The sequence below is a fragment of the Pantoea sp. R13S299 genome (genome assembly GCF_048515925.1).
Classification (GTDB): domain Bacteria; phylum Pseudomonadota; class Gammaproteobacteria; order Enterobacterales; family Enterobacteriaceae; genus Pantoea.
Genome location: NZ_JBLYEF010000007.1, coordinates 97,071 through 118,551, shown reverse-complemented (window position 1 = coordinate 118,551; position 21,481 = coordinate 97,071). Strand labels below are relative to the sequence as shown.

Here is a 21,481-nt window from a genome sequence, read left to right as displayed (position 1 = left end):
TGTAAAACGTCATAATGAATTTCATTATGTGTTCACTCGTGAGGCTTGATATTTTTTTACGTCCGGAGACGCTGATATCAATCCTGCGAGTGCCCACACAGATTGTCTGATAAATTGTTAAAGAGCATGCCGCGATTTACTGCGGCGCGGGCTGCGTATATTACGCTTTCCGCATTGTCAGTCAAGCATTTATTTTCGCTTAACTCACTGGTTCGTATGATTTCGAACCTACTCAACCCGGCGCTTCGTAAGCCGTTGTGCCGTGTCAGTGGAGGCGCATTATAGGGAGTTCTCGGAGACTGACAAGAGCTAATTTGAAATAAAATTCCGAGTGCTGATTTTTTCAGCTAAAAGCCGCTAAAGCGCCAGTTTTTCAAGCAACGGGAAGCCATAACGCTGTAAAACGGGTGATAATTGACCCGCTTCGCCATCCAGCTCAGTACAGAACGCGACGTTCTGTTGCGAAGAATTAACTTCAGGCGCTTCATGCTCCAGCAGCCAGGCCGTACGTCGTGCAATTGCCGCACCGGAATCAATCAGACGCGTCCCTTCAGGTAGCACCTGCTGCAACTCTTCGCGCAGTAAAGGGAAGTGCGTACAGCCTAAAACGACAGTATCCGGGGGTTCAGCCATCCGCAGCCAGGGCTGAACAATACGGCGCACCTCATCCAGTGCAACCTCCGCACCGTGCAGCTTCGCTTCGGCCAGCTCCACCAGCTCAGCTGATCCCAGCATCTCAATGTGGCAGGAACCGGCAAACTGCGCCACCAGCTCATGGGTATAAGGACGGCGCACTGTAGCCCGCGTCGCCAGTAACCCGACCACACCATTACGGGTCAGTCGCGCAGCAGGTTTAATCGCCGGAACCACACCCACAACAGGAAACACAAAGCGTTCACGTAAAGCGGGCAATGAAACCGTGCTGGCCGTATTGCAGGCGATGATGACTAACGAGAGAGGATAGCGCTGGGTAATGGCCTCAACGATGGCGACCACCCGTTCCACGATGAAGGTTTCGCTTTTCTCGCCGTAGGGGAAGCCAGCGTTATCGAAGGCATAGAGGTAATGAAGATCCGGCAATAGCTGACGGACCTCATCATAGACAGAAAGCCCACCGACACCGGAATCAAACACCAGCACGGTGGGACGCAAATCAGAAGTTGTAGCTGCCGCTGAGGTAATACTCTCGTCCTGGAGTCTGATAGCCATACACTGTCTCGTAATCTTTATCGAACAGGTTGGCAATTCTACCACGAACCGTGAGTTGTGAAGTGACCGGATATGAGACGGCGAGATCCCACAGGCTCACGCCTCCTAACTTCACGCGACGGCTGGGCGTGCTGTTGAAGTCAGTATCATAACGGTCGCCCAGATAGTGATAAGTCACCGACCAGTCAAACTCATACAACGTCCAGTCGAGCTGATACTTCACCTGCTGCTTAGCGCGGCGAATGAGTGGCTGATCGGTACTGCCATCCCGTGCGTCGACATAATCATATGAGAGCTGATGCGTCAGCGGCCCGGTATCGAATCCTGCTGTGGCTTCAACGCCTTTAATACGCGCCTGCTTAATGTTGAAGTAACGGAAGGTCTGCGGATCGGTATCAATGAGATTATCAATGTCGTTGCGATAACCCGACACGCGCCAGTTCACCGGCCCGCTCAGCCCTTCAAAACCACCTTCCCACTGCTTACTTTTTTCAGGATCGAGGTCGCGATTGCCATAAAACGGGCTGTATACCTGCGACAGATTTGGCGCTTTGAAGGCGGTGCCATAAGAGGAGAATGCGCGGTAACCGGAGATAAACTCCCATGAGGCCGCCGTCTGCCAGGTGTTATGCCAGCCGAACTGATTGTTGTCGTCACCGCGTACCGCACCTTCAAGGGTGACGCTGCCAAACTGCTGTTGCCCGGTCAGGTATAGGCCGGTATTACGCTGTTCATAGCCCTCTGACAAAGTGTTCGTGCCTGGCTCAGTCGTTTCTTTCTGCCAGTCAACACCCGCACTGATCGCGCCCTGCCCCACCTGCACGGTATTACCCCACTGCAGATTGTACTGAGTGACATCATCAAAGGTCGACGCAGCACCGTAGCGGCCATTGCGCGGATCGTAGTTAATGTCTTTGGTATGGCCATAACTGGCGATGAGCTGGGTAGAGTAAAAGTCGCGGTTGAAGCGTAACCCGGTGTCCCAGGTCTGGCTGTAGAACTGACGGGTATCCGCCAGTCCGCTGATGCCGTTGTCATCAAAGCTGTATGACCCGTCGTAGGCGGTACGATTATCAAACCCATAGCCACGCACAAAACCACTGAGCTCATCGCTGAACTGATGCTCAAGGTTGCCATACAGGGTTTTGCTCATGAAGCCGTCGCGATCGTGCTGCGCCGGGCCATAGTCATTAGGATAGCCCGCTACTACGTCATACCCTTTGGTATAGGTGTAGTTGCCTGCCAGGGTGAGCTTTGTCGCATCGCCCAGCATCTGCTGGGTTGAGCCGTCGTAAGATTGATAACCGTTGGACCCCATGCCCGCCGTCAGCGTGGTACCCGGTTGCGATCGACCCGTAATGATATTCACCACACCGCCAATCGCATCGGAACCGTAGACCGCAGAACGTGCGCCGCGGATATATTCGATACGCTGCACCAGCGACAGGGGGATCTGGCTGAGGTCTGACGAACCGGTGATACCCGCCTGATTAAGCCGGATACCATCAATCAGGATCAGCACATGTCTGGATTCGGTACCCCGAATAAACAGCGAACTCTGCTGTCCTAATCCGCCACTTTGCGCGACGTCGACACCCGGCAGACGGCGCATCACATCCGTCAGGCTTTTGGCCTGCCAGCGATCGATTTCATCACGCGTGACGACGGTGGTGGGCGCCAGCACCCCGGAAACAGGTTCGGCAAAACGGTTGGCAGTGACTATTTGCGTATCATCATTCCCCTGCGCAAAACCGTTTTGCGCCCAGAGAGAAATCGCCGTTGCGCTCAGAGCGAACAGCGATGCTGTTTTTATTGTCATTTTTAATCGCATCCATAAGACGAAGCAGGATGCCGCAGGCCGACAATCAATAGCACGCGATGATTGTACGAGTAGCGACGTTACACCGGCAGGTCTTCGGGCTGGGAACCATAAGTGATGATGACTTCCCATCCCGGAGGACAGTGTCTGCAATTGCACTCATCACGACATTCCTTACCGCTGCGCGTCAGCTCCAGATTCACACTGGATTCCCTATTAACTCGGGCTTGAGGCCGGCGTCTGCAGTCTACGGAGTGGAGATACGGAAGTCCAGACAGCCGCTGCAGGACTGGACATCAGCAAGTGAATGCCTACAATCGCCCGCTGGTAAGCTATTAATCAGGATTGCTCATGACACCCGAACATCTCCCCATTGAAGACTATGACGCACAGCTGGCGGAAAAAGTCAGTCGTTTAGAGACGATGATGACGCCGTTTGCTGCGCCCGACGTGGAGGTGTTCCGTTCGCCGGTCAGCCACTACCGGATGCGCGCCGAATTCCGCCTGTGGCATGACGGCGATGATATTTATCACATCATTTTTGATCAGCAGACGCGCGAGCGGATCCGGGTTGATCAGTTCCCGGCGGCCAGCCAGCTGATCAATCAGTTGATGCCAAAGATGATCGCCGCGATCCGTGATAACCGCACCCTGCGTCATAAACTGTTCCAGATCGACTATCTGTCGACCATGAGCAATCAGATTGTGATTTCACTGCTCTATCACCGCAAGCTGGACGATGAGTGGCAGCAGGCAGCCGCCGCGCTGCGTGACCAGCTGCGCGCGGAAGGGCTGGATGTGCAGCTGATTGGCCGCGCGACTAAGACTAAAATCTGTCTGGATCGCGACTATGTTGATGAGTGTCTGCCGGTGGCGGGTCGTGAGATTATCTATCGTCAGGTCGAAAATAGTTTTACACAGCCTAATGCGGCGATGAATATTCAGATGCTGGAGTGGGCGCTGGATGTGACGCAGGATTCACAGGGCGATCTACTGGAACTCTACTGCGGTAACGGCAACTTCTCGCTGGCGCTGGCGCGTAATTTCCGCCGCGTTCTGGCGACAGAAATCGCCAAGCCCTCTGTTGCGTCGGCGCAGTACAACATTGCCGTGAATCAGATTGATAACGTGCAGATCATTCGCATGGCGGCGGAAGAGTTTACTCAGGCGATGAATGGCGTGCGCAGCTTCAATCGTCTGGAAGGGATTGACCTGACCAGCTACGAATGCGAGACGATTTTTGTCGATCCGCCGCGCAGCGGACTGGATGAAGAGACGGTGAAAATGGTGCAGGCGTACCCGCGCATCCTTTACATCTCCTGCAACCCGCAGACCCTGAGCGACAATCTGCAGACGCTGTCAGAAACGCATGACGTGACGCGGCTGGCGCTGTTTGATCAGTTCCCCTACACCCACCATATGGAATGCGGCGTCCTGCTGACGCGTAAAGCGTAAACAAAAACGGGAACCCTGAGGTTCCCGTTTTCATTTATTCCTGATGATATTCCTACTGATTACGCTTGCGCTTAAACCGTGTCGCAATCCAGAACACCAGCGCCACCATCAGAACGGTAGGAACGAAGTTGGAGCCAATGTCCGGGTATTCTGCCCGCACCAGCGCGCTATAAACCAGAATCCCCAGCAGGAAAAACGCCGCCGCGAGTCCTGGCATGCCGTCCGGCATATTGGTGTTGAGATAACGCTGATGCAGACACCAGGCCGCCAGACCCAGTGCAATCAGCGGAAAAATCGAAAAGGGAACAAAGGCGCTGAACAGCACAGAAAACGAGCCGTTAATCGCTAAGCCGGTAATAAAAGCCAGTGCCAGAGTGCTTTTATCGCGGGTACCTGGGTGGGTCATGGACTGATCCTTACTCATTGCTCTTCGGTTTTTTCCAGGGTGACCGCCAGTCGTTCCTGCTCACGGCGGTACCAGTAATAAGCGCCTTTGGCGATCATACGCAGCTGTAACACCAGCCGATCCTCAAGCTTACGTCGCTGCTCAGCATCAACATCCAGCGCTTCTGCTCCGGCGCTAAAGACAATGGTCACCATCGCTTCGGCCTGCGCTTCGGTAAAACTGCGCGGCATGCGATTTTCGACCTCAAGATAATCAGCCAGTTCAGCGATAAAGTGCTGAATTTCACGCGCCACGGCCGCACGGAAAGCAGCAGATGTGCCGGAACGTTCACGCAGTAACAGGCGGAAAGCGTTGGGGTTATTGCCGATGAACTCCATAAAGGTCGACACCGACGTCTTAATGATGCTGCCACCTTTGGCGATACGCTGGCGCGCCTGGCGCATCAGCTGTCGCAGCATCAGCCCGCTTTCATCCACCATCGTCAGGCCAAGCTCATCAACATCCTTAAAATGCCGATAAAAGGAGGTGGGTGCGATGCCTGCTTCACGGGCCACTTCCCGCAAACTCAGACTGGCAAAACTGCGCTCGGCGCTGAGCTGACTGAAAGCTGCTTCAATCAGCGTACGACGTGTACGTTCTTTTTGTTGCGCTCTGACGCCCATTCTCTCTGCCTTTAGCGGTGTTGAGCGGGCACTATAACAAAATTTTCAGCGTACAGATTGGCAATCTTTGTCACCGCCTGTGAACCTCACTCTTTGTCAAAATGTGATGAAAATCGCTGATAGAATTCAGAAGTGCGCGACGAGATGTTAGAATCTCGTTGTAAAAATGTATAAATAATAGGACGTATCGGTATGCAAAAGTCTTACGATTACGATGCCATTGTGATTGGCTCAGGGCCCGGCGGTGAAGGGGCGGCGATGGGGCTGGTAAAACAGGGAGCGCGCATCGCCGTGATCGAACGCTACCACAACATCGGCGGCGGTTGTACGCACTGGGGCACCATCCCTTCTAAAGCCCTTCGCCATGCCGTCAGTCGCATTATTGAATTCAACCAGAACCCACTCTACAGCGATCATACCCGACTGCTTCGCTCCTCTTTCGCCGATATTCTCAATCACACGGAAAGCGTGATCAGCCAGCAGACAGCCATGCGCCAGGGCTTCTACGAGCGTAATCGCTGTGAACTTTATCAGGGTGATGCGCATTTCGTTGATGCCAACACCGTGGAGATTGAGCAACCCGATGGCACGCGTGAGACGCTGACGGCCGGAAAGTTTGTTATCGCCTGTGGTTCACGGCCTTACCATCCTGACGATGTCGACTTTACCCATCCGCGCGTTTATGACTCCGACTCTATCCTCAACCTGCACCACGAACCGGGCCACGTCATTATTTATGGCGCTGGCGTGATTGGCTGTGAATATGCGTCGATCTTCCGCGGTCTGAACGTCAAGGTTGACCTGATTAACACCCGCGATCGCCTGCTGGCGTTCCTGGATCAGGAGATGTCGGACTCTCTCTCTTACCACTTCTGGAACAGCGGCGTGGTGATTCGTCATAACGAAGAGTTTGAGAAGATCGAAGGCGTGGAAGATGGCGTCATCATGCATCTGAAGTCGGGTAAGAAAGTGAAAGCGGACTGCCTGCTTTACGCCAACGGCCGTACCGGCAACACCGATTCGCTGTCGCTGGAAAATGTTGGTCTGGAAGCGGATGGTCGTGGCCTGCTGAAAGTGAACAGCATGTATCAGACGGCTCAGCCGCACATCTATGCTGTCGGCGACGTGATCGGTTATCCGAGCCTGGCCTCAGCCGCCTACGATCAGGGCCGTATTGCTGCGCAGGCGATTATCAAAGGGGAAGCCACAGCGCACCTGATTGAAGATATCCCAACCGGTATCTACACCATTCCGGAAATCAGCTCCGTAGGTAAAACCGAGCAGCAGCTAACGGCCATGAAGGTGCCTTACGAAGTGGGCCGCGCGCAGTTCAAGCATCTGGCGCGAGCGCAGATCGTGGGGATGAACGTCGGCAGCCTGAAGATACTGTTCCATCGTGAAACCAAAGAGATCCTGGGGATCCACTGCTTTGGTGAGCGTGCCGCCGAGATCATCCACATCGGTCAGGCGATCATGGAGCAAAAAAATGGTGGCAACACGATTGAGTACTTCGTGAATACCACCTTTAACTATCCGACCATGGCAGAAGCCTATCGCGTTGCGGCGTTAAATGGCTTAAACCGCCTGTTTTAACGCAGCGTCGAAATAATGCTGCATGTGGGTTTTAATCGCCTCTGCCAGCTGTTCATAACGGCTGCGCAGAGGTGAACCTGGACGATAGACCAGCGCAATCGTGCGCTGTGGCACCGGTTTGTAGCAGGTGAGATAGCAGACACCATCGCGAATCCGCTCTGGTGGAACTGCCAGCGCCGGTAACAGCGTAATGCCGCTGCCTGCCGCCACCATATTGCGCAGCGTCTCAAGACTGGTCGCGCGGAAATGGGTATCTTCATCGGCGCCCGCCTCAAAGCAGAACCCCATCGCCTGATCACGCAGACAGTGCCCATCTTCCAGCATCAGCAATTTCTCGCCGGCCAGATCGGACATTGGCACTCGGTCGCGATCGCACCAGGGATGATCGGCATAGACTGCCAGCTTCATCGGCTCATCAAACAGCGGCACTTCGATAAAGGCCTGGCTCTCTTTGACCAGCGCAACAATCGCACAGTCGAGCTTACCGCTGTCGAGTTGCGCGAGCAGCTGCTGCGTCTGCGCTTCGTGCAGATACATCTCCAGTTTCGGGAATGTCTGGTGCAGCGTCGGGATAATCTGTGGCAATAAGTAAGGCGCGGTGGTCGGGATGAGGCCGATGTGCAGCGGACCTGACATCGCTTCCCCTTGCTGACTGGCCATCTCCTTCAGCACTTTCACTTCACGCAGTACCGTTCGCGCCTGATCCACCAGCAGCAAACCTGCCTGCGTGAACAGCACTTTACGGCTGGTGCGCTCCAGCAGCATCACACCCAGCTCATCTTCCAGCTTACGGATCTGCCCGCTTAACGTCGGCTGACTGACATGGCACGCATCCGCCGCACGTCGGAAATGACGGTGTTCAGCAAGCGAAACCAGATATTCAAGATCACGAATATTCATTATTACCCTCCAAACCACGATAGCCCGTGGCGATAGATAGAATAGCAATGAACGATTGGCCCTATCAAGGGTGGTTGGGAATAATGCGCCCATCAAAAGGAACGTGGTATGTCAGGAGAAAAAAATGTTTGCAAGTCAGGAAGGTAAAGCTATTCCGTCAGTGATTTTTCACACGCGTCAGGGCGATCGCTGGGTCGATGTGACCACTGAAGCGCTGTTTAAAGACAAAACGGTCATCGTTTTTTCACTGCCAGGTGCCTTTACACCCACCTGCTCCTCCAGCCATCTGCCACGTTACAATGAATTAGCAGGTCTGTTTGCTCAGCAGGGTGTGGACAGTATTCTTTGCGTCTCGGTAAATGACACTTTTGTGATGAACGCATGGAAAGCAGAACAGCGCGCCGACAACATTACCTTTATCCCTGATGGCAACGGCGAGTTTACCCGTGGCATGGAGATGCTGGTTGAGAAAGCCGATCTTGGCTTTGGCCCACGCTCATGGCGCTACTCGATGCTGGTACGCAACGGCGTGGTCGAGAAAATGTTTGTAGAACCGAACAAGCCAGGCGACCCGTTTGAGGTTTCCGATGCCGACACCATGCTGCGCTATCTGGCGCCAGAGTGTAAAGCCCAGGAATCGGTTTCCATTTTTACTAAGCCAGGCTGCAGCTTCTGCACTCAGGCAAAACAGATGCTGATGGATCATGGCATCCAGTATGAAGAGATTGTGCTGGGACAGGATGCGACAACCGTGAGTCTGCGCGCCGTCTCAGGTCGGGCGACGGTACCGCAAATCTTCATGGGCGGTCGTCACATTGGCGGTAGTGAGGATCTGCAACAATACTTGCTGTCAGCCTAAAAGAGTCTGAGCGTCGGCCGGGAGAGCAGGCGCTTTGATGATGTGCCTATAAAAAAAGTAGTAATTCTGAAGCTAGAGGTTGGCGGGCATTTAATGTGCCCGCTTTTTTTTACCTGCTGATTACGCCAGACGCTGCTTAGCGTCACCGATAGCACGCGCAACCTGCTGTGGCGAAACACCGCCCTGCGCATTGCGCTTATCCAGACAGGATTGCAGCGCCAGAATCGGATAGACATCCTCACCAATCACCGCACTGAACTGCTGCAGCTGCGCCAGCGACAGCGCTTCCAGCGCCACGCCCTGCCCGATGGCGGCAACCACGACTTCACCGACGATATGGTGTGCTTCACGGAACGGCACGCCTTTGGCGACCAGATAGTCGGCCAGCTCGGTGGAGTTTGCGTAGCCCTGTTCAGCCGCTTCCTGACAACGCGGACGTTTAACCTGCAGACCATCCAGTACCAGCACGGACATATGCAGACAGTCAAGCCAGGTGTCGAGTGCGTCGAACAGCCCCTCTTTGTCTTCCTGCATATCTTTGTTGTACGCCAGTGGCAGACCTTTCAGCGTCATCATCATGCCGGTCAATGCGCCCTGCACCCGACCACACTTGCCGCGAATCAGCTCCAGTGCATCCGGGTTTTTCTTCTGCGGCATCAGCGATGAGCCGGAGGTCACTTTATCTGACAGCTCGATAAAGCCTGCCTCGCCGGTGTTGAAGAAGATCATATCTTCGGCAAAGCGCGACAGATGCACCATGCCGATAGCCGCGTCAGAAAGCAGCTCCAGCACGTGATCGCGGTCTGAGACGGTATCCAGACTGTTGCGCGTGGCGGAAGCAAAGCCCAGCCAGCCTGCCAGCTGCTGACGATCGATCTCGTAGGCAGTACCGGCCAGTGCGCCACAGCCTAGCGGGCTGACATCAAGCCGCTTCAGGGTATCCTGCAGACGGCTCTCATCACGCGCCAGCATTTCAACGTAGGCCAGACACCAGTGCGCAAACGTCACCGGCTGCGCACGCTGCAGGTGGGTGTAGCCTGGCATCACGGCATCCTGATTGGCTTCAGCAGTCACCACCAGCGCCTGCTGCAGATCACGTGTGGCACCCAGCAGCGCTTCAATCTGCAGCTTGCACCATAATTTCAGATCGGTCGCGACCTGATCGTTACGGCTCCGACCGGTGTGCAGCTTTTTACCCAGCGAACCGACTTTATCGATCAGCTTGCCTTCAACCCAGCTGTGGATATCTTCAGCGTCGCTCTGCAGGATCTGCTCAGGATTCTCACGTACTTCATCCAGTAACGTATTCAGGGCTACTTCCAGTTGCTGCTGCTCATCCTGAGTCAGGACATTGACCGTCACCAGCGCTTTGGACCAGGCAACAGAGCCAATGATGTCCTGTTCTGCCAGGCGGTAATCGAAGCGCAGCGAGTCATTGAACTGTTTAAAACGCTGATCCGCTGCCTGAGTAAACCGTCCACCCCAAAGTGCCATGTGAAAACTCCTCTGAATCGTTAAACAAGAGGCGGCATAAATGCCGCCCCTGAATGAAAACTGTGAGGCGAGGCGCACCCCGCCTGAAAATTACTTTTTCTGCTCGTTCAGGGCGCGGATACGCGAAGAGAGCGAGAACAGACGGATAAAGCCGCCCGCGTGACGGTGATCGTAGACTTCATCTTCACCGAAGGTGGCGAACTCTTCCGAGTAGAGGCTGTTCGCGGAACGCTTCTGGGTGGCAGTCGCGTGGCCTTTATAGAGCTGCAGCACCACTTCACCGTTAACCTCTTCCGCCAGTGATTCGGCAGCAGCCTGAATCGACTTACGCAGCGGGGCGAACCAGCGACCGTCATACACCACATAAGACATCTCGTGACCCAGTTGCTCACGCCATTTGAAGCTATCGCGATCCAGCACCAGCTGCTCAACCGCACGCAGCGCATTCACCATGATGGTACCGCCAGGGGTTTCGTAGCAGCCGCGGGATTTAATGCCCACCAGACGGTTTTCAACGATATCGATACGGCCGACGCCATGTTTTGCGCCCAGCACGTTCAGTTTTTCCAGGCACTGGAACGGACTCAGTTTTTCGCCGTTAACTGCCACAACCCGACCTTTCTCTACGGTCACGGTCACTTCTTCAGGCTGGTCAGGCGCTTCCAGCGGATCGACAGTCCAGACCCAGCAATCTTTGTTCGGTGCATTGGCCGGGCTTTCCAGCACGCCGCCTTCGGTGGAGATGTGCCAGGCGTTTTCATCGCGGCTGTAGATTTTTTCCAGCGACGCGGTGGTCGGAATGTTGCGCTCTTTCAGGTAGTCCAGCAGCGCTTCACGTGAACGCAGGTTCCATTCACGCCACGGTGCCACGACTTTCAGCTGAGGTGCCAGCGCGGTGTAGGTGGTTTCGAAACGCACCTGGTCATTCCCTTTACCGGTTGCACCATGACATAGCGCATCCGCGCCCACTTTCAGCGCCAGCTCAACCTGCGCTTTAGCGATGATAGGACGCGCCATAGACGTGCCCAGCAGATAGGTGCCTTCATACAGAGCACCGGTCTGCAGCACCGGATAAACGTAGTCGCTGATGAACTCTTCACGCAGGTCAACCACGTGACATTCAGATGCGCCAGACTGCAGAGCTTTCTTCTCTACACCTTCCAGATCGCCGCGCTCCTGACCGATGTCCGCTACGAAAGCGACCACTTCACAGCCGCCGTAGTTCTCTTTCAGCCATGGAATGATGGCCGAAGTATCAAGACCACCGGAGTAAGCCAGAACGATTTTTTTGATGTTTTGCGTTTGCATTTCGTAATCCTTGAATCAGAGTCGTTAAGCGAGAATCCGGGTGCCAATCGACACGCCGTTAAACAGGTCAGGCAACCGCTCAGCGTGACGCCAGCTGGCAATATCCACCGGACGGCCCAGCGTACGCGCCGCATCAAGCGCAGCGTGCACTTTAACAATCATGCCATCGGTAATAATGCCCTGGGTAATCAGCTGCTCAGCTTTGTCGGCGGTCATCTCTTCGATGCGCTGACCTTTGCCGTCGAGAATACCACTGACGTCTGACAACAGAACCAGATCGGCGCCCAGCGTCGAGGCCAGTGCGGTCGCCGCCTGGTCAGCGTTGACGTTCATCAGATCGCCGCTGTCAGTAATACCAATAGAGCTCACCACCGGCATGTAACCGGCCGCCAGCAGGGTGTTCAGCAGTGCCGGATCGCCCGGCGTTGCGTGGCCAACATGGCCGAGTTCTTCATCGAACGGGGCGACATTGACGATGCCCGCATCGCCCAGGCAGAGGCCGACCGCGTTGATGCCCGATTTCTTTGCCCAGGCCAGCAGCGTTTTATTTGCGGTTCCCGCCAGCGCACCGGTAATGATGTCGATCTGATCGGCTGGAGTGACGCGCAGGCCATTTTTCTTCATCACCGGTAGCGCCAGCTTTTTCATCAGTTCATCGACCAGGCAACCGCCGCCGTGGACAATGATCAGGGGACGCTGATGGGCACTGCGATAGTTCAGCAGCGCTTCAAACAAGCGGGCCAGCGCTTCTTCGCTGTCTAACAACACGCCGCCCAGCTTAATAATCAATGGATTGGTCATGGTTTATTCGTCCGTTAAATCAGTGACTGCGTTTCAGGGAAGCCGAACCGGATGTTCAGGCACTGTACCGCCTGCGATGCCGCGCCTTTCAGCAGATTATCTTCGGCGGCTACGACAATCAGATGTTCGCCCTGTACTTCAAAACCGATATCACAGTAAGGCAGGCCCACAACGGCTTTCAGCGCCGGTACGCCCTTTTCATAGAGCCGCACCAGGGGTTTGTTGTCATAGGCGCGATGGAAAACGGCGGCGATATCTTCGCGGCTGACACCCGCTTTCAGACGGCAGGTAATGGTTGCCAGAATACCTCGCGGGAAACTTCCCAGATGTGGCGTGAAGATCACCGGCGTACCGAGGTGCGCGACGATTTCCGGATGATGACGATGATTAAACAGACCGTAAGGCTGCAGGCTCACTTCGCAGAAGCTGGTGCCAACATTGGCTTTACGTCCTGCACCGCTCACGCCGCTGGTGGCGTTAATGACCGGCCACTGCGCATCGTTTAATAGTCCGGCATCCACCAGTGGCTTCAGTGCCAGCTGGGCGGCGGTCGGGTAGCAACCCGGAACAGCTACCAGCTGCGCCTGCTGGATTTTCTCATGCTGATATTCCGCCAGGCCGTAAACGGCTTTGTCCAGCCAGTCGCTATGCTGATGGGTGAAGCCATAGAAGCGGGTATAAAAATCAGCGTCATTCACGCGGAACGCGCCCGACAGGTCGAACACGATACAACCGGCCTTGAGAAATTCCGGCGCCAGATCGTGGCTGACTTCGTGGGCTGTCGCCAGGAACACCACATCCACTTTATCTGCCCATTCAGCCGCGCTGCTCAGCGGCTGCAGCGGCAAATCCACCACGCCTTTCAGCTGCGGATGGAGATCGGACAGGCGCTTGCCGGCATCAGGGCTTTGCGCCGAAACCGCCAAAGCGGTTATGTTGATATGTGGATGGCGATTCAGGAAGGTGGCAAGCTCTACGCCAGCATAACCACTGGCACCAACGATCAGCGTATTCAACATCAGGCTGTAACCCTTTTTACAGTCGCACGTTCCGGGTCGCGGCCTTGCCCCGTTACCCACCCTGTCATCTGCAGTGATTTATGGTTCCCTTGCAGAGGACGTTAATGTATTTTTATTCACTATTACTGCATGAATATGGATACATCCTAACCCAAGGACCGCCAACAGTGAAGACAAAATTACCGCCTTTTATTGAACTGTACCGCCAGTTAATCGCCACACCGTCGATCAGCGCAACCGATGCCGCACTGGATCAGAGTAATGAAACTTTAATCAATTTGCTGGCCGGCTGGTTCTGCGACCTTGGCTTCAGCGTCGAAGTGCAGCCGGTGCCTGGCACCCGCAATAAATTTAACATGCTGGCGCGCACCGGCACCGGTGCGGGCGGCCTGCTGTTAGCCGGTCATACGGATACCGTTCCCTTTGATGATGGCCGCTGGACGCGCGATCCCTTTACCCTGACCGAGCACGAGAATAAGCTCTATGGCCTGGGTACGGCAGACATGAAAGGCTTTTTCGCCTTTATTCTTGATACGCTGCGCGATGTAGATGTCAGCACGCTGAACAAGCCGCTCTATATCCTCGCCACGGCCGATGAAGAGACCACCATGGCAGGCGCCAAATATTTCTCAGAATCGACGCAACTGCGCCCCGACTGCGCCATCATCGGTGAACCGACCTCGCTTAAACCGGTACGCGCGCACAAAGGGCATCTGTCGAATGTGATCCGTATTGAGGGGAAATCGGGCCATTCCAGCGATCCGGCGCGCGGCGTCAACGCCATCGAACTGATGCATGAGTCGATCACTCATCTGATGCAACTGCGCACAACGCTGCAGGAGCGTTATCACCATGACGGCTTTGCCATTCCCTATCCCACCATGAATTTCGGTCACATTCATGGCGGAGACGCCGCTAACCGTATCTGCGCCTGCTGTGAACTGCATATGGATATCCGTCCGCTGCCGGGTCTGTCGCTGGGCGATCTGGATGGATTACTGAACGAGGCGCTGGCACCCGTGAGTGCACGCTGGCCTGGCCGCGTCACGGTGGCCGAACTGCATCCTCCGATTCCGGGTTATGAGTGTCCGGCGAATCATGAGCTGGTGAGTGTGGTTGAGAAATTACTGGGTACGCCAACCGAGGTGGTGAACTACTGCACCGAAGCGCCGTTTATTCAGCAGCTCTGCCCGACGCTGGTCCTGGGTCCGGGTTCCATAAATCAGGCACATCAGCCAGATGAATTTATCGATACGGCATTTATTAAGCCGACACGGGCGCTTATCAGTCAGGTTGTGCAGCATTTTTGTCACTGATTGACAGCAAATGGGGCATTTCACTGTATTAACAGCAAAATGCCCCCTCATTCTGCGGGATTTAACAATAAGAATAACTTATCCCGCTTGCTTCCCGATAAATTCTACGAATTTCCGTTATTTAGCCACATCTTCAGCGTACTTTAACGCATTTGACGAACGCAACATTACGTGGCTAGATAAAAGACGATGTTATGCCCACCGGGTGATTATCCAGAACGTTTCAGAATGCGGACAGGCGGCAACGTAGCCGGTTCCCTGTAGATTATCGGGAACACAATGTTGCTGATTTTTCTGCTGCCTGAAAGGTCGGGTGTAGAAGTTTTTCAAGACGATAAGGGTGTCAGGGTCCAATGAACGAACAATATTCCGCAATGCGAAGTAATGTCAGTATGCTCGGCAAACTGCTCGGGGATACGATTAAGGATGCACTGGGAGAGAACATCCTCGACCAGGTGGAAACCATCCGTAAGCTCTCCAAGTCATCCCGTGCAGGAAATGACACTCATCGTAAAGAACTGCTCAATACGCTGCAGAATCTCTCCAATGAGGAGCTTCTGCCGGTTGCACGCGCTTTCAGCCAGTTTCTGAACCTCACCAACGTGGCTGAGCAGTATCAGACCATCTCGCAGAGTGGCGAGGGTGAGAACCATCCTGAACTGCTGAAAAAGACCTTTGATACCCTGAAGCAGCAGAAAGATATCAGCGAAAGCGACATCCTTGCGGCTATTGAGTCACTGTCACTGGAGCTGGTGCTGACTGCGCACCCGACCGAAATCACCCGTCGTACGCTGATTCACAAGCTGGTTGAAGTTAACAGCTGCCTGAAGCAGCTCGATCACAGTGACGTCTCCGACTACGAACGTAACCAGATTATGCGCCGTCTGCGTCAGTTGGTGGCGCAGGCGTGGCACACCGATGAGATCCGTAAATATCGTCCGACCCCTATCGACGAAGCCAAATGGGGCTTTGCCGTCGTAGAAAACAGCCTGTGGGAAGGCGTACCTGCTTTCCTGCGTGAGCTGAACGAGCAGGTCGAAGAGGCGTTCGGCCTTAAGCTGCCGGTCGATTTCGTGCCGGTCCAGTTCACTTCATGGATGGGTGGCGACCGCGACGGTAATCCGAACGTTACGGCATCGATTACCCGCCATGTGATGCAGCTGAGCCGCTGGAAAGCCACTGACCTGTTCCTGCGTGATATCGGTGTGTTGATCTCCGAACTGTCGATGTCCGAATGCAGTGAAGAGATTCGCGAACTCAGCAGCGATCCGGAGGCGCTTGAACCTTACCGTGTGATCCTGAAACGCCTGCGCAGCCAGCTGATGACGACTCAGTCATTCCTGGAACGCCGCCTGAAAGGCGAACGTCTGCCGCGTCCGGCCGATCTGCTGGTTTCCAACGATCAGCTGTGGGACCCGCTGTTTGCCATCTATCAGTCACTGCAACAGTGCGGCATGGGCATTATCGCCAACGGACAGTTGCTCGATACGCTGCGCCGCGTGAAATGCTTTGGCGTGCCGCTGGTGCGTATCGATCTGCGCCAGGAGAGCACCCGTCACACTGAAGCGATTGCTGAAGTGACCCGCTATCTGGGTCTCGGCGATTATGAAAGCTGGTCCGAAGCCGACAAGCAGGCCTTCCTGATCCGTGAACTGAACTCCAAACGCCCGCTGCTGCCTCGCACCTGGGAACCGAGCGATGAGACGCGTGAAGTGCTGGAGACCTGTCGCGTCGCGGCGGAAGCCCCGCAGGGTTCTATTGCCGCCTATGTTATTTCGATGGCGAAAACCCCGTCTGACGTGCTGGCCGTGCATCTGCTGCTGAAAGAAGCGGGTATCGGCTATGCCATGCCGGTTGCCCCGCTGTTTGAAACGCTTGATGACCTGAACAACGCGAACGACGTGATGAGCCAGCTGCTGAGCATCGACTGGTATCGCGGCTTTATTCAGGGCAAACAGATGGTGATGATTGGCTATTCTGACTCGGCGAAAGATGCCGGTGTGATGGCCGCCAGCTGGGCGCAATATCAGGCGCAGGATGCGCTGATTAAAACCTGCGAGAAGGCCGGGATTTCACTGACGCTGTTCCACGGACGCGGCGGCAGCATTGGACGTGGCGGCGCGCCTGCTCATGCTGCACTGCTGTCACAACCGCCAGGAAGCCTGCGCGGCGGTCTGCGTGTGACTGAACAGGGTGAGATGATCCGCTTTAAATATGGTTTACCGGCTGTCACCATCGCCAGCCTGTCGCTCTACACCGGCGCGATTCTGGAAGCGAACCTGATGCCACCGCCGGAGCCAAAACGCGAATGGCGCGACATCATGGATCAGCTCTCAGCTGACTCCTGTGCGATGTACCGCGGTTATGTGCGTGAAAATGCGGACTTCGTGCCCTACTTCCGTTCGGCGACGCCGGAGCAGGAGCTGGGTAAATTACCGCTGGGCTCACGTCCGGCCAAACGCCGGCCTACCGGCGGTGTCGAGTCGCTGCGTGCGATTCCGTGGATTTTCGCCTGGACGCAGAACCGTCTGATGCTGCCCGCCTGGCTGGGTGCCGGCGCTGCCCTGCAGCAGGCGATGGCGGCCGGTCATCAGGATCAGCTGGAAGCGATGTGTCGCGACTGGCCATTCTTCTCGACCCGTCTGGGAATGCTGGAGATGGTCTTCTCGAAAGCCGATTTGTGGCTGGCGGAATATTACGATCAGCGTCTGGTCGATAAATCACTCTGGCCGCTGGGCAAACAGCTGCGCGATCAGCTTGCTGCTGATATCAAAGCGGTACTGACCATTGCCAATGACTCACATCTGATGGCTGACCAGCCGTGGATTGCTGAGTCGATTGCGCTGCGTAACGTCTATACCGATCCGCTTAACGTACTCCAGGCAGAACTGCTGCATCGTTCACGTGCGCAGGAAGCGCGTGGCGATGAGCCGGATGCCCGCGTTGAACAGGCGCTGATGGTGACGATTGCGGGTGTGGCAGCAGGTATGCGTAATACCGGTTAATCATGGTCGGGCGCTGACCATTGTCAGTGCCACCCCTCTGCAAAAACAAAAAAGTCGGGACTTTCCCGACTTTTTTATTGGCTGAAACGGAGCAGTTAAGCCGCTGCTGCTGAAGGACGCACGCCTAAAGTGTGGCAGATGGCGTAACTCATTTCGGCACGGTTCAGCGTGTAAAAATGGAAATCTTTCACCCCTTCGCGTGACAGGATTTTCACCATATCCATCGCGATATTGGCACCCACCATTTTGCGCGTTTCCGGATCATCATCCAGACCGGCAAACATCGCGCTCATCCAGCCCGGCACGCGCACATTAGTCAGCGTGGCAAAGCGTTGCAGCTGCTTAAAGTTAGAGACCGGCAGAATGCCCGGCACAATTTCCACGTCGATTCCGGTCGAAACACAGCGATCGCGAAAACGCAGATAGCTTTCGACGTCGAAGAAGAACTGGGTAATGGCCCGGTTGGCACCTGCGTCAATTTTTCGCTTCAGGTTAATCAGATCGGCCTGGGCGCTTTTCGCTTCGGGATGAACTTCCGGATAAGCCGCGACGGAAATATCAAAATCGCCGACCTCTTTCAGCAGCGACACCAGATCGCTGCCGTACATTTCTGGCTTACCGCTGCCAGGCGGCAGGTCGCCACGCAGCGCCACAATGTGACGGATGCCGTTGTTCCAGTAATCCTGAGCGATAGTGCGCAGTTCATCCCGCGTGGCATCGACACAGGTCAGATGGGGTGCCGCCTCCAGACCGGTGCGATCTTTAATGCCTTTGATAATGCTATGAGTGCGATCGCGTTCGCCTGAGTTAGCGCCGTAGGTCACAGAGACGAATTTCGGCTTCAGGCTGCTCAGACGATCGATGGAGGTCCACAGGGTTTCTTCCATTTCGCTGGTACGAGGCGGGAAGAACTCGAATGAAACATTAATTTGCCCGTTCAGCTCAGCCAGGCTCTGGTTTAGCGCTTCGCGCTGATTGGCATGAAAGAAACTCATCCTGCACCCTCATCGATTAACAATCGGCCTGCGAACATCTACACGTTTAGACGTCCAGATGTTCAAAATGACGTAATCAGAGCGTGCCGTCAACGTAAAAATGGTCAACAACCGTGATCAATTTTCAAGCAACATGAAGGGATTTCAATAGGGGGCGAGATAAGGCATTGAAAACAGGCGCCGAAGCGCCTGAGGAGGAGAAGTTACAGCAATTGGGCCAGACGATTAATATCTGACTGGATGGCTCCAGCGGTGACATCCCGGCCTGCACCTGGTCCACGGATCACCAGCGGATTATCGCGGTACCAGCGACTCTCAATCGCAAAGACGTTGTCGCAGGGCAACAGCGAGGCCAGCGGATGTTCCGGACGCACCGCTTCCACCCCCACGCGCGCCTTGCCGTTGGCATCAAAACGGGCAACGTAACGCAGCACCAGGTCCATCTCCTGCGCGGCTTCCAGCCGTTGCAGCATCTGCTCGTTCAGCTCTTCGCCATTCTCGAAGAAGTGGTCCACAGAGCCCTGCTGACAGTTGACCGGCACCAGCGATTCCACCCGCACCTGATCCGGCTCGATGTTGTAACCTGCCTCACGCGCCAGGATTACCAGCTTACGCATGACATCCTGACCCGAGAGATCGGCGCGCGGATCGGGCTCGGTTAAGCCCTGCTGCCAGGCCTGATCCACCAGCTCGGTAAACGGCACCGTGCCATCAAACTGCAGAAACAGCCAGGACAGCGTCCCTGAGAAGATCCCGCTGATCGCCAGGATGGTATCCCCGCTGTCACGCAGATCGCGCACCGTGTAGTTGATCGGCAGGCCTGCACCAACGGTGGCGTTATAGAGCCAGTGACGCCCGGTTTTGGTAAAGGCATCACGAATCTGCCGCCAGGTCTGACTGTCAGACGCACCTGCGACTTTATTAGCACTGATCACGTGAAAACCGTGGCTGGCAAAGTCGAGATATTGCTGCGCCAGCGGTGTGCTGGCGGTGACATCCAGCACCACCAGGTCATCAAACGGGTGAGCACGCATCCAGAGGAACAGCGACTCTTCATCACGTTCCACCGCTTCATCATCAAAGAAGGCGAGTGCCCGGCTGGCATCAAGCCCCTCATAGCTCAGCAGGCTGCGACGGCTGTCCGCGACGCCCGCCAGCACAAATTCAAAGCCAGTACGCGCTGACAGCGTTTCCTGATCGCGGGCAAACAGCTCCAGCCAGCGTGAACCGATATTGCCTTTGCCAAACAGCATCAGACCAATGCGTTTCTCTGCCCGGAACAGCGACTGATGCAGTCCCTGAATCAGATGCTGAGTCGGGCCGACGCGCAGCACCGCAACCACGCTGATGTGATCTTCTGACTGCCAGATGAACTCAACCGGCTGATCTTTTAACTGCTGCCAGAAGCGATGGGTATGCAGCGGATTGCGGGTAACGCCTGCACCTACCAGCGCCACCAGCGCCAGTCCGTCGCGCAGCTGCAGATGGCCCGGTAAACCGGCATCCTGTAGCAGCGTAAAGGCGCTGTTGACCACTTCGGAGGTATAACAGAGTTGCAGCAGCTGACGATCAGGATGAACGCCAAACGCCAGCGGACGCAGCTGCGCGCGCTTCAGCAGCAGGTCGATCTCTTTGTGCAGGATGGCGAAGTCATGCTGCTCTGGCAGCTGAAACTCAATCAGGCAAACATCGTCATGGCTGGTGACGATACGCGCGCCTGTCCCGGAGGCCAGCACGCGTTCAATTCGGGTTGAGCCCTGCTCCGGCTGATAACTGCAGCGCAGTTGCAGGTCGATATCGCTGCCCGAAACTGGCTGCAAAGTACGCGTATGCAGCACCGGTGCGGCCAGACGCGCCAGCTCACTGGCTTCATCCAGCCTTAACAGCGGCAGCAGACAGGCATCAGAGACTTTGCGAGGATCGGCGCTGTAAACGCCCGCCACATCGCTCCAGATGGTCACGCGTCCGACACCCGCCAGCGCACCAATCTGCGTAGCGGAATAGTCGGAGCCGTTGCGGCCAAGCAGGACAGTCTCACCGGCGTCGTTGCGGCTGATAAATCCGGTCACCACGATGCGCTTGTGCGGATGCTGCGCCAGCAGAGTCTGCAGCAGCGGCCAGGATTTGCCTTCATCCACCTGCGGCTGAGCAGCACGTTCAGCGCGCAGAAACTCACGCGCATCCAGCCAGCAGGCCTGCAGGTCACGCTGGCTCAGCACCGCTGACATCAGGCGTGCCGACCAGACTTCACCGTGTCCGACCACTTCGGCATAGACTGCATCGGTGATCGGCGCATCCAGCAGGGTAGCCAGCTTTTCCAGATCGCGGATAAACGCGGTGATTAAAGGTTCGGCGATCTCAGCAGGCAGCAGCGCACTGATCAGCTCGCTCTGGTAGCGCCGTAAAGCCTGTTGCACCTGGTGCGCAGAGAGGCGATCGTTCTGGCTCAGCTTCAGCCAGCTAATCAGCTGGTTAGTCGTTGAGCCTGCCGCAGAGACCACCATCAGATCGCCCGGCTGGCTGTAGTCCGCCATGATGCTGGCAACACGCTGATAGCAGCGCGCATCGGCCAGGCTGCTGCCGCCAAACTTATGCAACTGCCTGATGTTCGGCGTTCCCGCGCCTGCTGAAATCGTCATG

Annotated in this window: 16 protein-coding genes and 1 riboswitch; of the genes, 5 read left to right on the top strand and 11 right to left on the bottom strand. The window is 55.6% G+C overall.

The window, feature by feature from the left end; all coding sequences use genetic code 11:
• Positions 1–357 precede the first annotated feature (357 nt).
• Together murI and btuB are read right to left on the bottom strand one after the other, a co-directional pair.
• Positions 358–1,209, bottom strand: a complete 852-nt coding sequence (gene murI, locus ACN1CO_RS22170; RefSeq protein WP_419140699.1) for a glutamate racemase — start codon at positions 1,207–1,209, stop codon at positions 358–360.
• Entirely contained in the window at positions 1,154–3,028 is a 1,875-nt protein-coding gene (gene btuB / locus ACN1CO_RS22165) for a TonB-dependent vitamin B12 receptor BtuB (protein WP_419140698.1), read from the bottom strand. The genes murI and btuB overlap by 56 nt, the downstream gene beginning before the upstream one ends.
• A gap of 69 nt (positions 3,029–3,097) precedes the next feature.
• A riboswitch (cobalamin riboswitch) is annotated at positions 3,098–3,281 on the bottom strand.
• A 98-nt stretch (positions 3,282–3,379) separates the two neighbouring features.
• Here btuB and trmA point away from each other — a divergent pair.
• Positions 3,380–4,483 carry a tRNA (uridine(54)-C5)-methyltransferase TrmA gene (gene trmA, locus ACN1CO_RS22160; RefSeq protein ID WP_008926930.1) on the top strand — a complete coding sequence of 368 codons (1,104 nt, stop codon included), beginning with the start codon at positions 3,380–3,382 and terminating at the stop codon, positions 4,481–4,483.
• Positions 4,484–4,535: 52 nt separating this feature from the next.
• On the opposite strand, the gene ACN1CO_RS22155 is transcribed toward trmA, so the two are convergent.
• Positions 4,536–4,889: a YijD family membrane protein gene (locus tag ACN1CO_RS22155; protein WP_003851197.1), complete on the bottom strand. Its 354-nt coding sequence runs from the start codon at positions 4,887–4,889 to the stop codon at positions 4,536–4,538.
• Positions 4,890–4,903: 14 nt separating this feature from the next.
• A complete protein-coding gene (gene fabR / locus ACN1CO_RS22150; RefSeq protein WP_090967167.1) occupies positions 4,904–5,551 on the bottom strand; it encodes an HTH-type transcriptional repressor FabR in 648 nt (215 codons plus the stop codon).
• 192 nt (positions 5,552–5,743) lie between these two features.
• Here fabR and sthA point away from each other — a divergent pair, with 192 nt between their 5' ends.
• Positions 5,744–7,144 carry a Si-specific NAD(P)(+) transhydrogenase gene (gene sthA / locus ACN1CO_RS22145; protein WP_136197291.1) on the top strand — a complete coding sequence of 467 codons (1,401 nt, stop codon included), beginning with the start codon at positions 5,744–5,746 and terminating at the stop codon, positions 7,142–7,144.
• Here the strand turns inward: sthA and oxyR are convergent.
• Positions 7,127–8,044 carry a DNA-binding transcriptional regulator OxyR gene (gene oxyR, locus ACN1CO_RS22140; protein WP_419140697.1) on the bottom strand — a complete coding sequence of 306 codons (918 nt, stop codon included), beginning with the start codon at positions 8,042–8,044 and terminating at the stop codon, positions 7,127–7,129. The two genes, sthA and oxyR, sit on opposite strands and share 18 nt — an antisense overlap.
• A 124-nt stretch (positions 8,045–8,168) precedes the next feature.
• On the opposite strand from oxyR, the gene ACN1CO_RS22135 reads away from it, so the two are divergent.
• Positions 8,169–8,903 carry a glutathione peroxidase gene (locus ACN1CO_RS22135; RefSeq protein WP_419140696.1) on the top strand — a complete coding sequence of 245 codons (735 nt, stop codon included), beginning with the start codon at positions 8,169–8,171 and terminating at the stop codon, positions 8,901–8,903.
• 120 nt (positions 8,904–9,023) lie between these two features.
• Here ACN1CO_RS22135 and argH read toward each other — a convergent pair whose 3' ends face one another.
• From argH to argC, 4 genes are all read right to left on the bottom strand, one after another.
• On the bottom strand, positions 9,024–10,397 hold the full coding sequence (gene argH, locus ACN1CO_RS22130) for an argininosuccinate lyase (RefSeq protein WP_419140695.1): 1,374 nt from the start codon (positions 10,395–10,397) through the stop codon (positions 9,024–9,026).
• Positions 10,398–10,487: 90 nt separating this feature from the next.
• Positions 10,488–11,705 (bottom strand): argininosuccinate synthase, encoded by a 1,218-nt coding sequence (locus ACN1CO_RS22125; RefSeq protein ID WP_419140694.1) that lies wholly within the window; start codon positions 11,703–11,705, stop codon positions 10,488–10,490.
• Positions 11,706–11,729: 24 nt separating this feature from the next.
• Positions 11,730–12,506: an acetylglutamate kinase gene (gene argB, locus ACN1CO_RS22120; RefSeq protein WP_098052047.1), complete on the bottom strand. Its 777-nt coding sequence runs from the start codon at positions 12,504–12,506 to the stop codon at positions 11,730–11,732.
• 14 nt (positions 12,507–12,520) lie between these two features.
• Positions 12,521–13,525 (bottom strand): N-acetyl-gamma-glutamyl-phosphate reductase, encoded by a 1,005-nt coding sequence (argC, locus tag ACN1CO_RS22115; RefSeq protein ID WP_419140693.1) that lies wholly within the window; start codon positions 13,523–13,525, stop codon positions 12,521–12,523.
• Between the two features lie 167 nt (positions 13,526–13,692).
• On the opposite strand from argC, the gene argE reads away from it, so the two are divergent.
• Together argE and ppc are read left to right on the top strand one after the other, a co-directional pair.
• Positions 13,693–14,841 carry an acetylornithine deacetylase gene (gene argE / locus ACN1CO_RS22110; RefSeq protein ID WP_419140692.1) on the top strand — a complete coding sequence of 383 codons (1,149 nt, stop codon included), beginning with the start codon at positions 13,693–13,695 and terminating at the stop codon, positions 14,839–14,841.
• 353 nt (positions 14,842–15,194) lie between these two features.
• Positions 15,195–17,846 (top strand): phosphoenolpyruvate carboxylase, encoded by a 2,652-nt coding sequence (gene ppc / locus ACN1CO_RS22105; protein ID WP_419140691.1) that lies wholly within the window; start codon positions 15,195–15,197, stop codon positions 17,844–17,846.
• A gap of 95 nt (positions 17,847–17,941) precedes the next feature.
• Here ppc and metF read toward each other — a convergent pair whose 3' ends face one another.
• Both metF and ACN1CO_RS22095 read right to left on the bottom strand, forming a co-directional pair.
• Positions 17,942–18,841, bottom strand: coding sequence for a methylenetetrahydrofolate reductase (gene metF / locus ACN1CO_RS22100; protein ID WP_419140690.1), 900 nt, complete (start codon positions 18,839–18,841; stop codon positions 17,942–17,944).
• Positions 18,842–19,044: 203 nt separating this feature from the next.
• A complete protein-coding gene (locus ACN1CO_RS22095; protein WP_419140689.1) occupies positions 19,045–21,480 on the bottom strand; it encodes a bifunctional aspartate kinase/homoserine dehydrogenase II in 2,436 nt (811 codons plus the stop codon).
• Between the last annotated feature and the right edge of the window lies 1 nt (position 21,481).

Bases quoted from the DNA above. Each gene is read 5' to 3' on its own strand.
- murI (WP_419140699.1), bottom strand. From the start codon at position 1,209: ATGGCTATCAGACTCCAGGACGAGAGTATTACCTCAGCGGCAGCTACA.
- btuB (WP_419140698.1), bottom strand. From the start codon at position 3,028: ATGACAATAAAAACAGCATCGCTGTTCGCTCTGAGCGCAACGGCGATT.
- trmA (WP_008926930.1), top strand. From the start codon at position 3,380: ATGACACCCGAACATCTCCCCATTGAAGACTATGACGCACAGCTGGCG.
- ACN1CO_RS22155 (WP_003851197.1), bottom strand. From the start codon at position 4,889: ATGACCCACCCAGGTACCCGCGATAAAAGCACTCTGGCACTGGCTTTT.
- fabR (WP_090967167.1), bottom strand. From the start codon at position 5,551: ATGGGCGTCAGAGCGCAACAAAAAGAACGTACACGTCGTACGCTGATT.
- sthA (WP_136197291.1), top strand. From the start codon at position 5,744: ATGCAAAAGTCTTACGATTACGATGCCATTGTGATTGGCTCAGGGCCC.
- oxyR (WP_419140697.1), bottom strand. From the start codon at position 8,044: ATGAATATTCGTGATCTTGAATATCTGGTTTCGCTTGCTGAACACCGT.
- ACN1CO_RS22135 (WP_419140696.1), top strand. From the start codon at position 8,169: ATGTTTGCAAGTCAGGAAGGTAAAGCTATTCCGTCAGTGATTTTTCAC.
- argH (WP_419140695.1), bottom strand. From the start codon at position 10,397: ATGGCACTTTGGGGTGGACGGTTTACTCAGGCAGCGGATCAGCGTTTT.
- ACN1CO_RS22125 (WP_419140694.1), bottom strand. From the start codon at position 11,705: ATGCAAACGCAAAACATCAAAAAAATCGTTCTGGCTTACTCCGGTGGT.
- argB (WP_098052047.1), bottom strand. From the start codon at position 12,506: ATGACCAATCCATTGATTATTAAGCTGGGCGGCGTGTTGTTAGACAGC.
- argC (WP_419140693.1), bottom strand. From the start codon at position 13,525: ATGTTGAATACGCTGATCGTTGGTGCCAGTGGTTATGCTGGCGTAGAG.
- ppc (WP_419140691.1), top strand. From the start codon at position 15,195: ATGAACGAACAATATTCCGCAATGCGAAGTAATGTCAGTATGCTCGGC.
- metF (WP_419140690.1), bottom strand. From the start codon at position 18,841: ATGAGTTTCTTTCATGCCAATCAGCGCGAAGCGCTAAACCAGAGCCTG.
- ACN1CO_RS22095 (WP_419140689.1), bottom strand. From the start codon at position 21,480: ATGACGATTTCAGCAGGCGCGGGAACGCCGAACATCAGGCAGTTGCAT.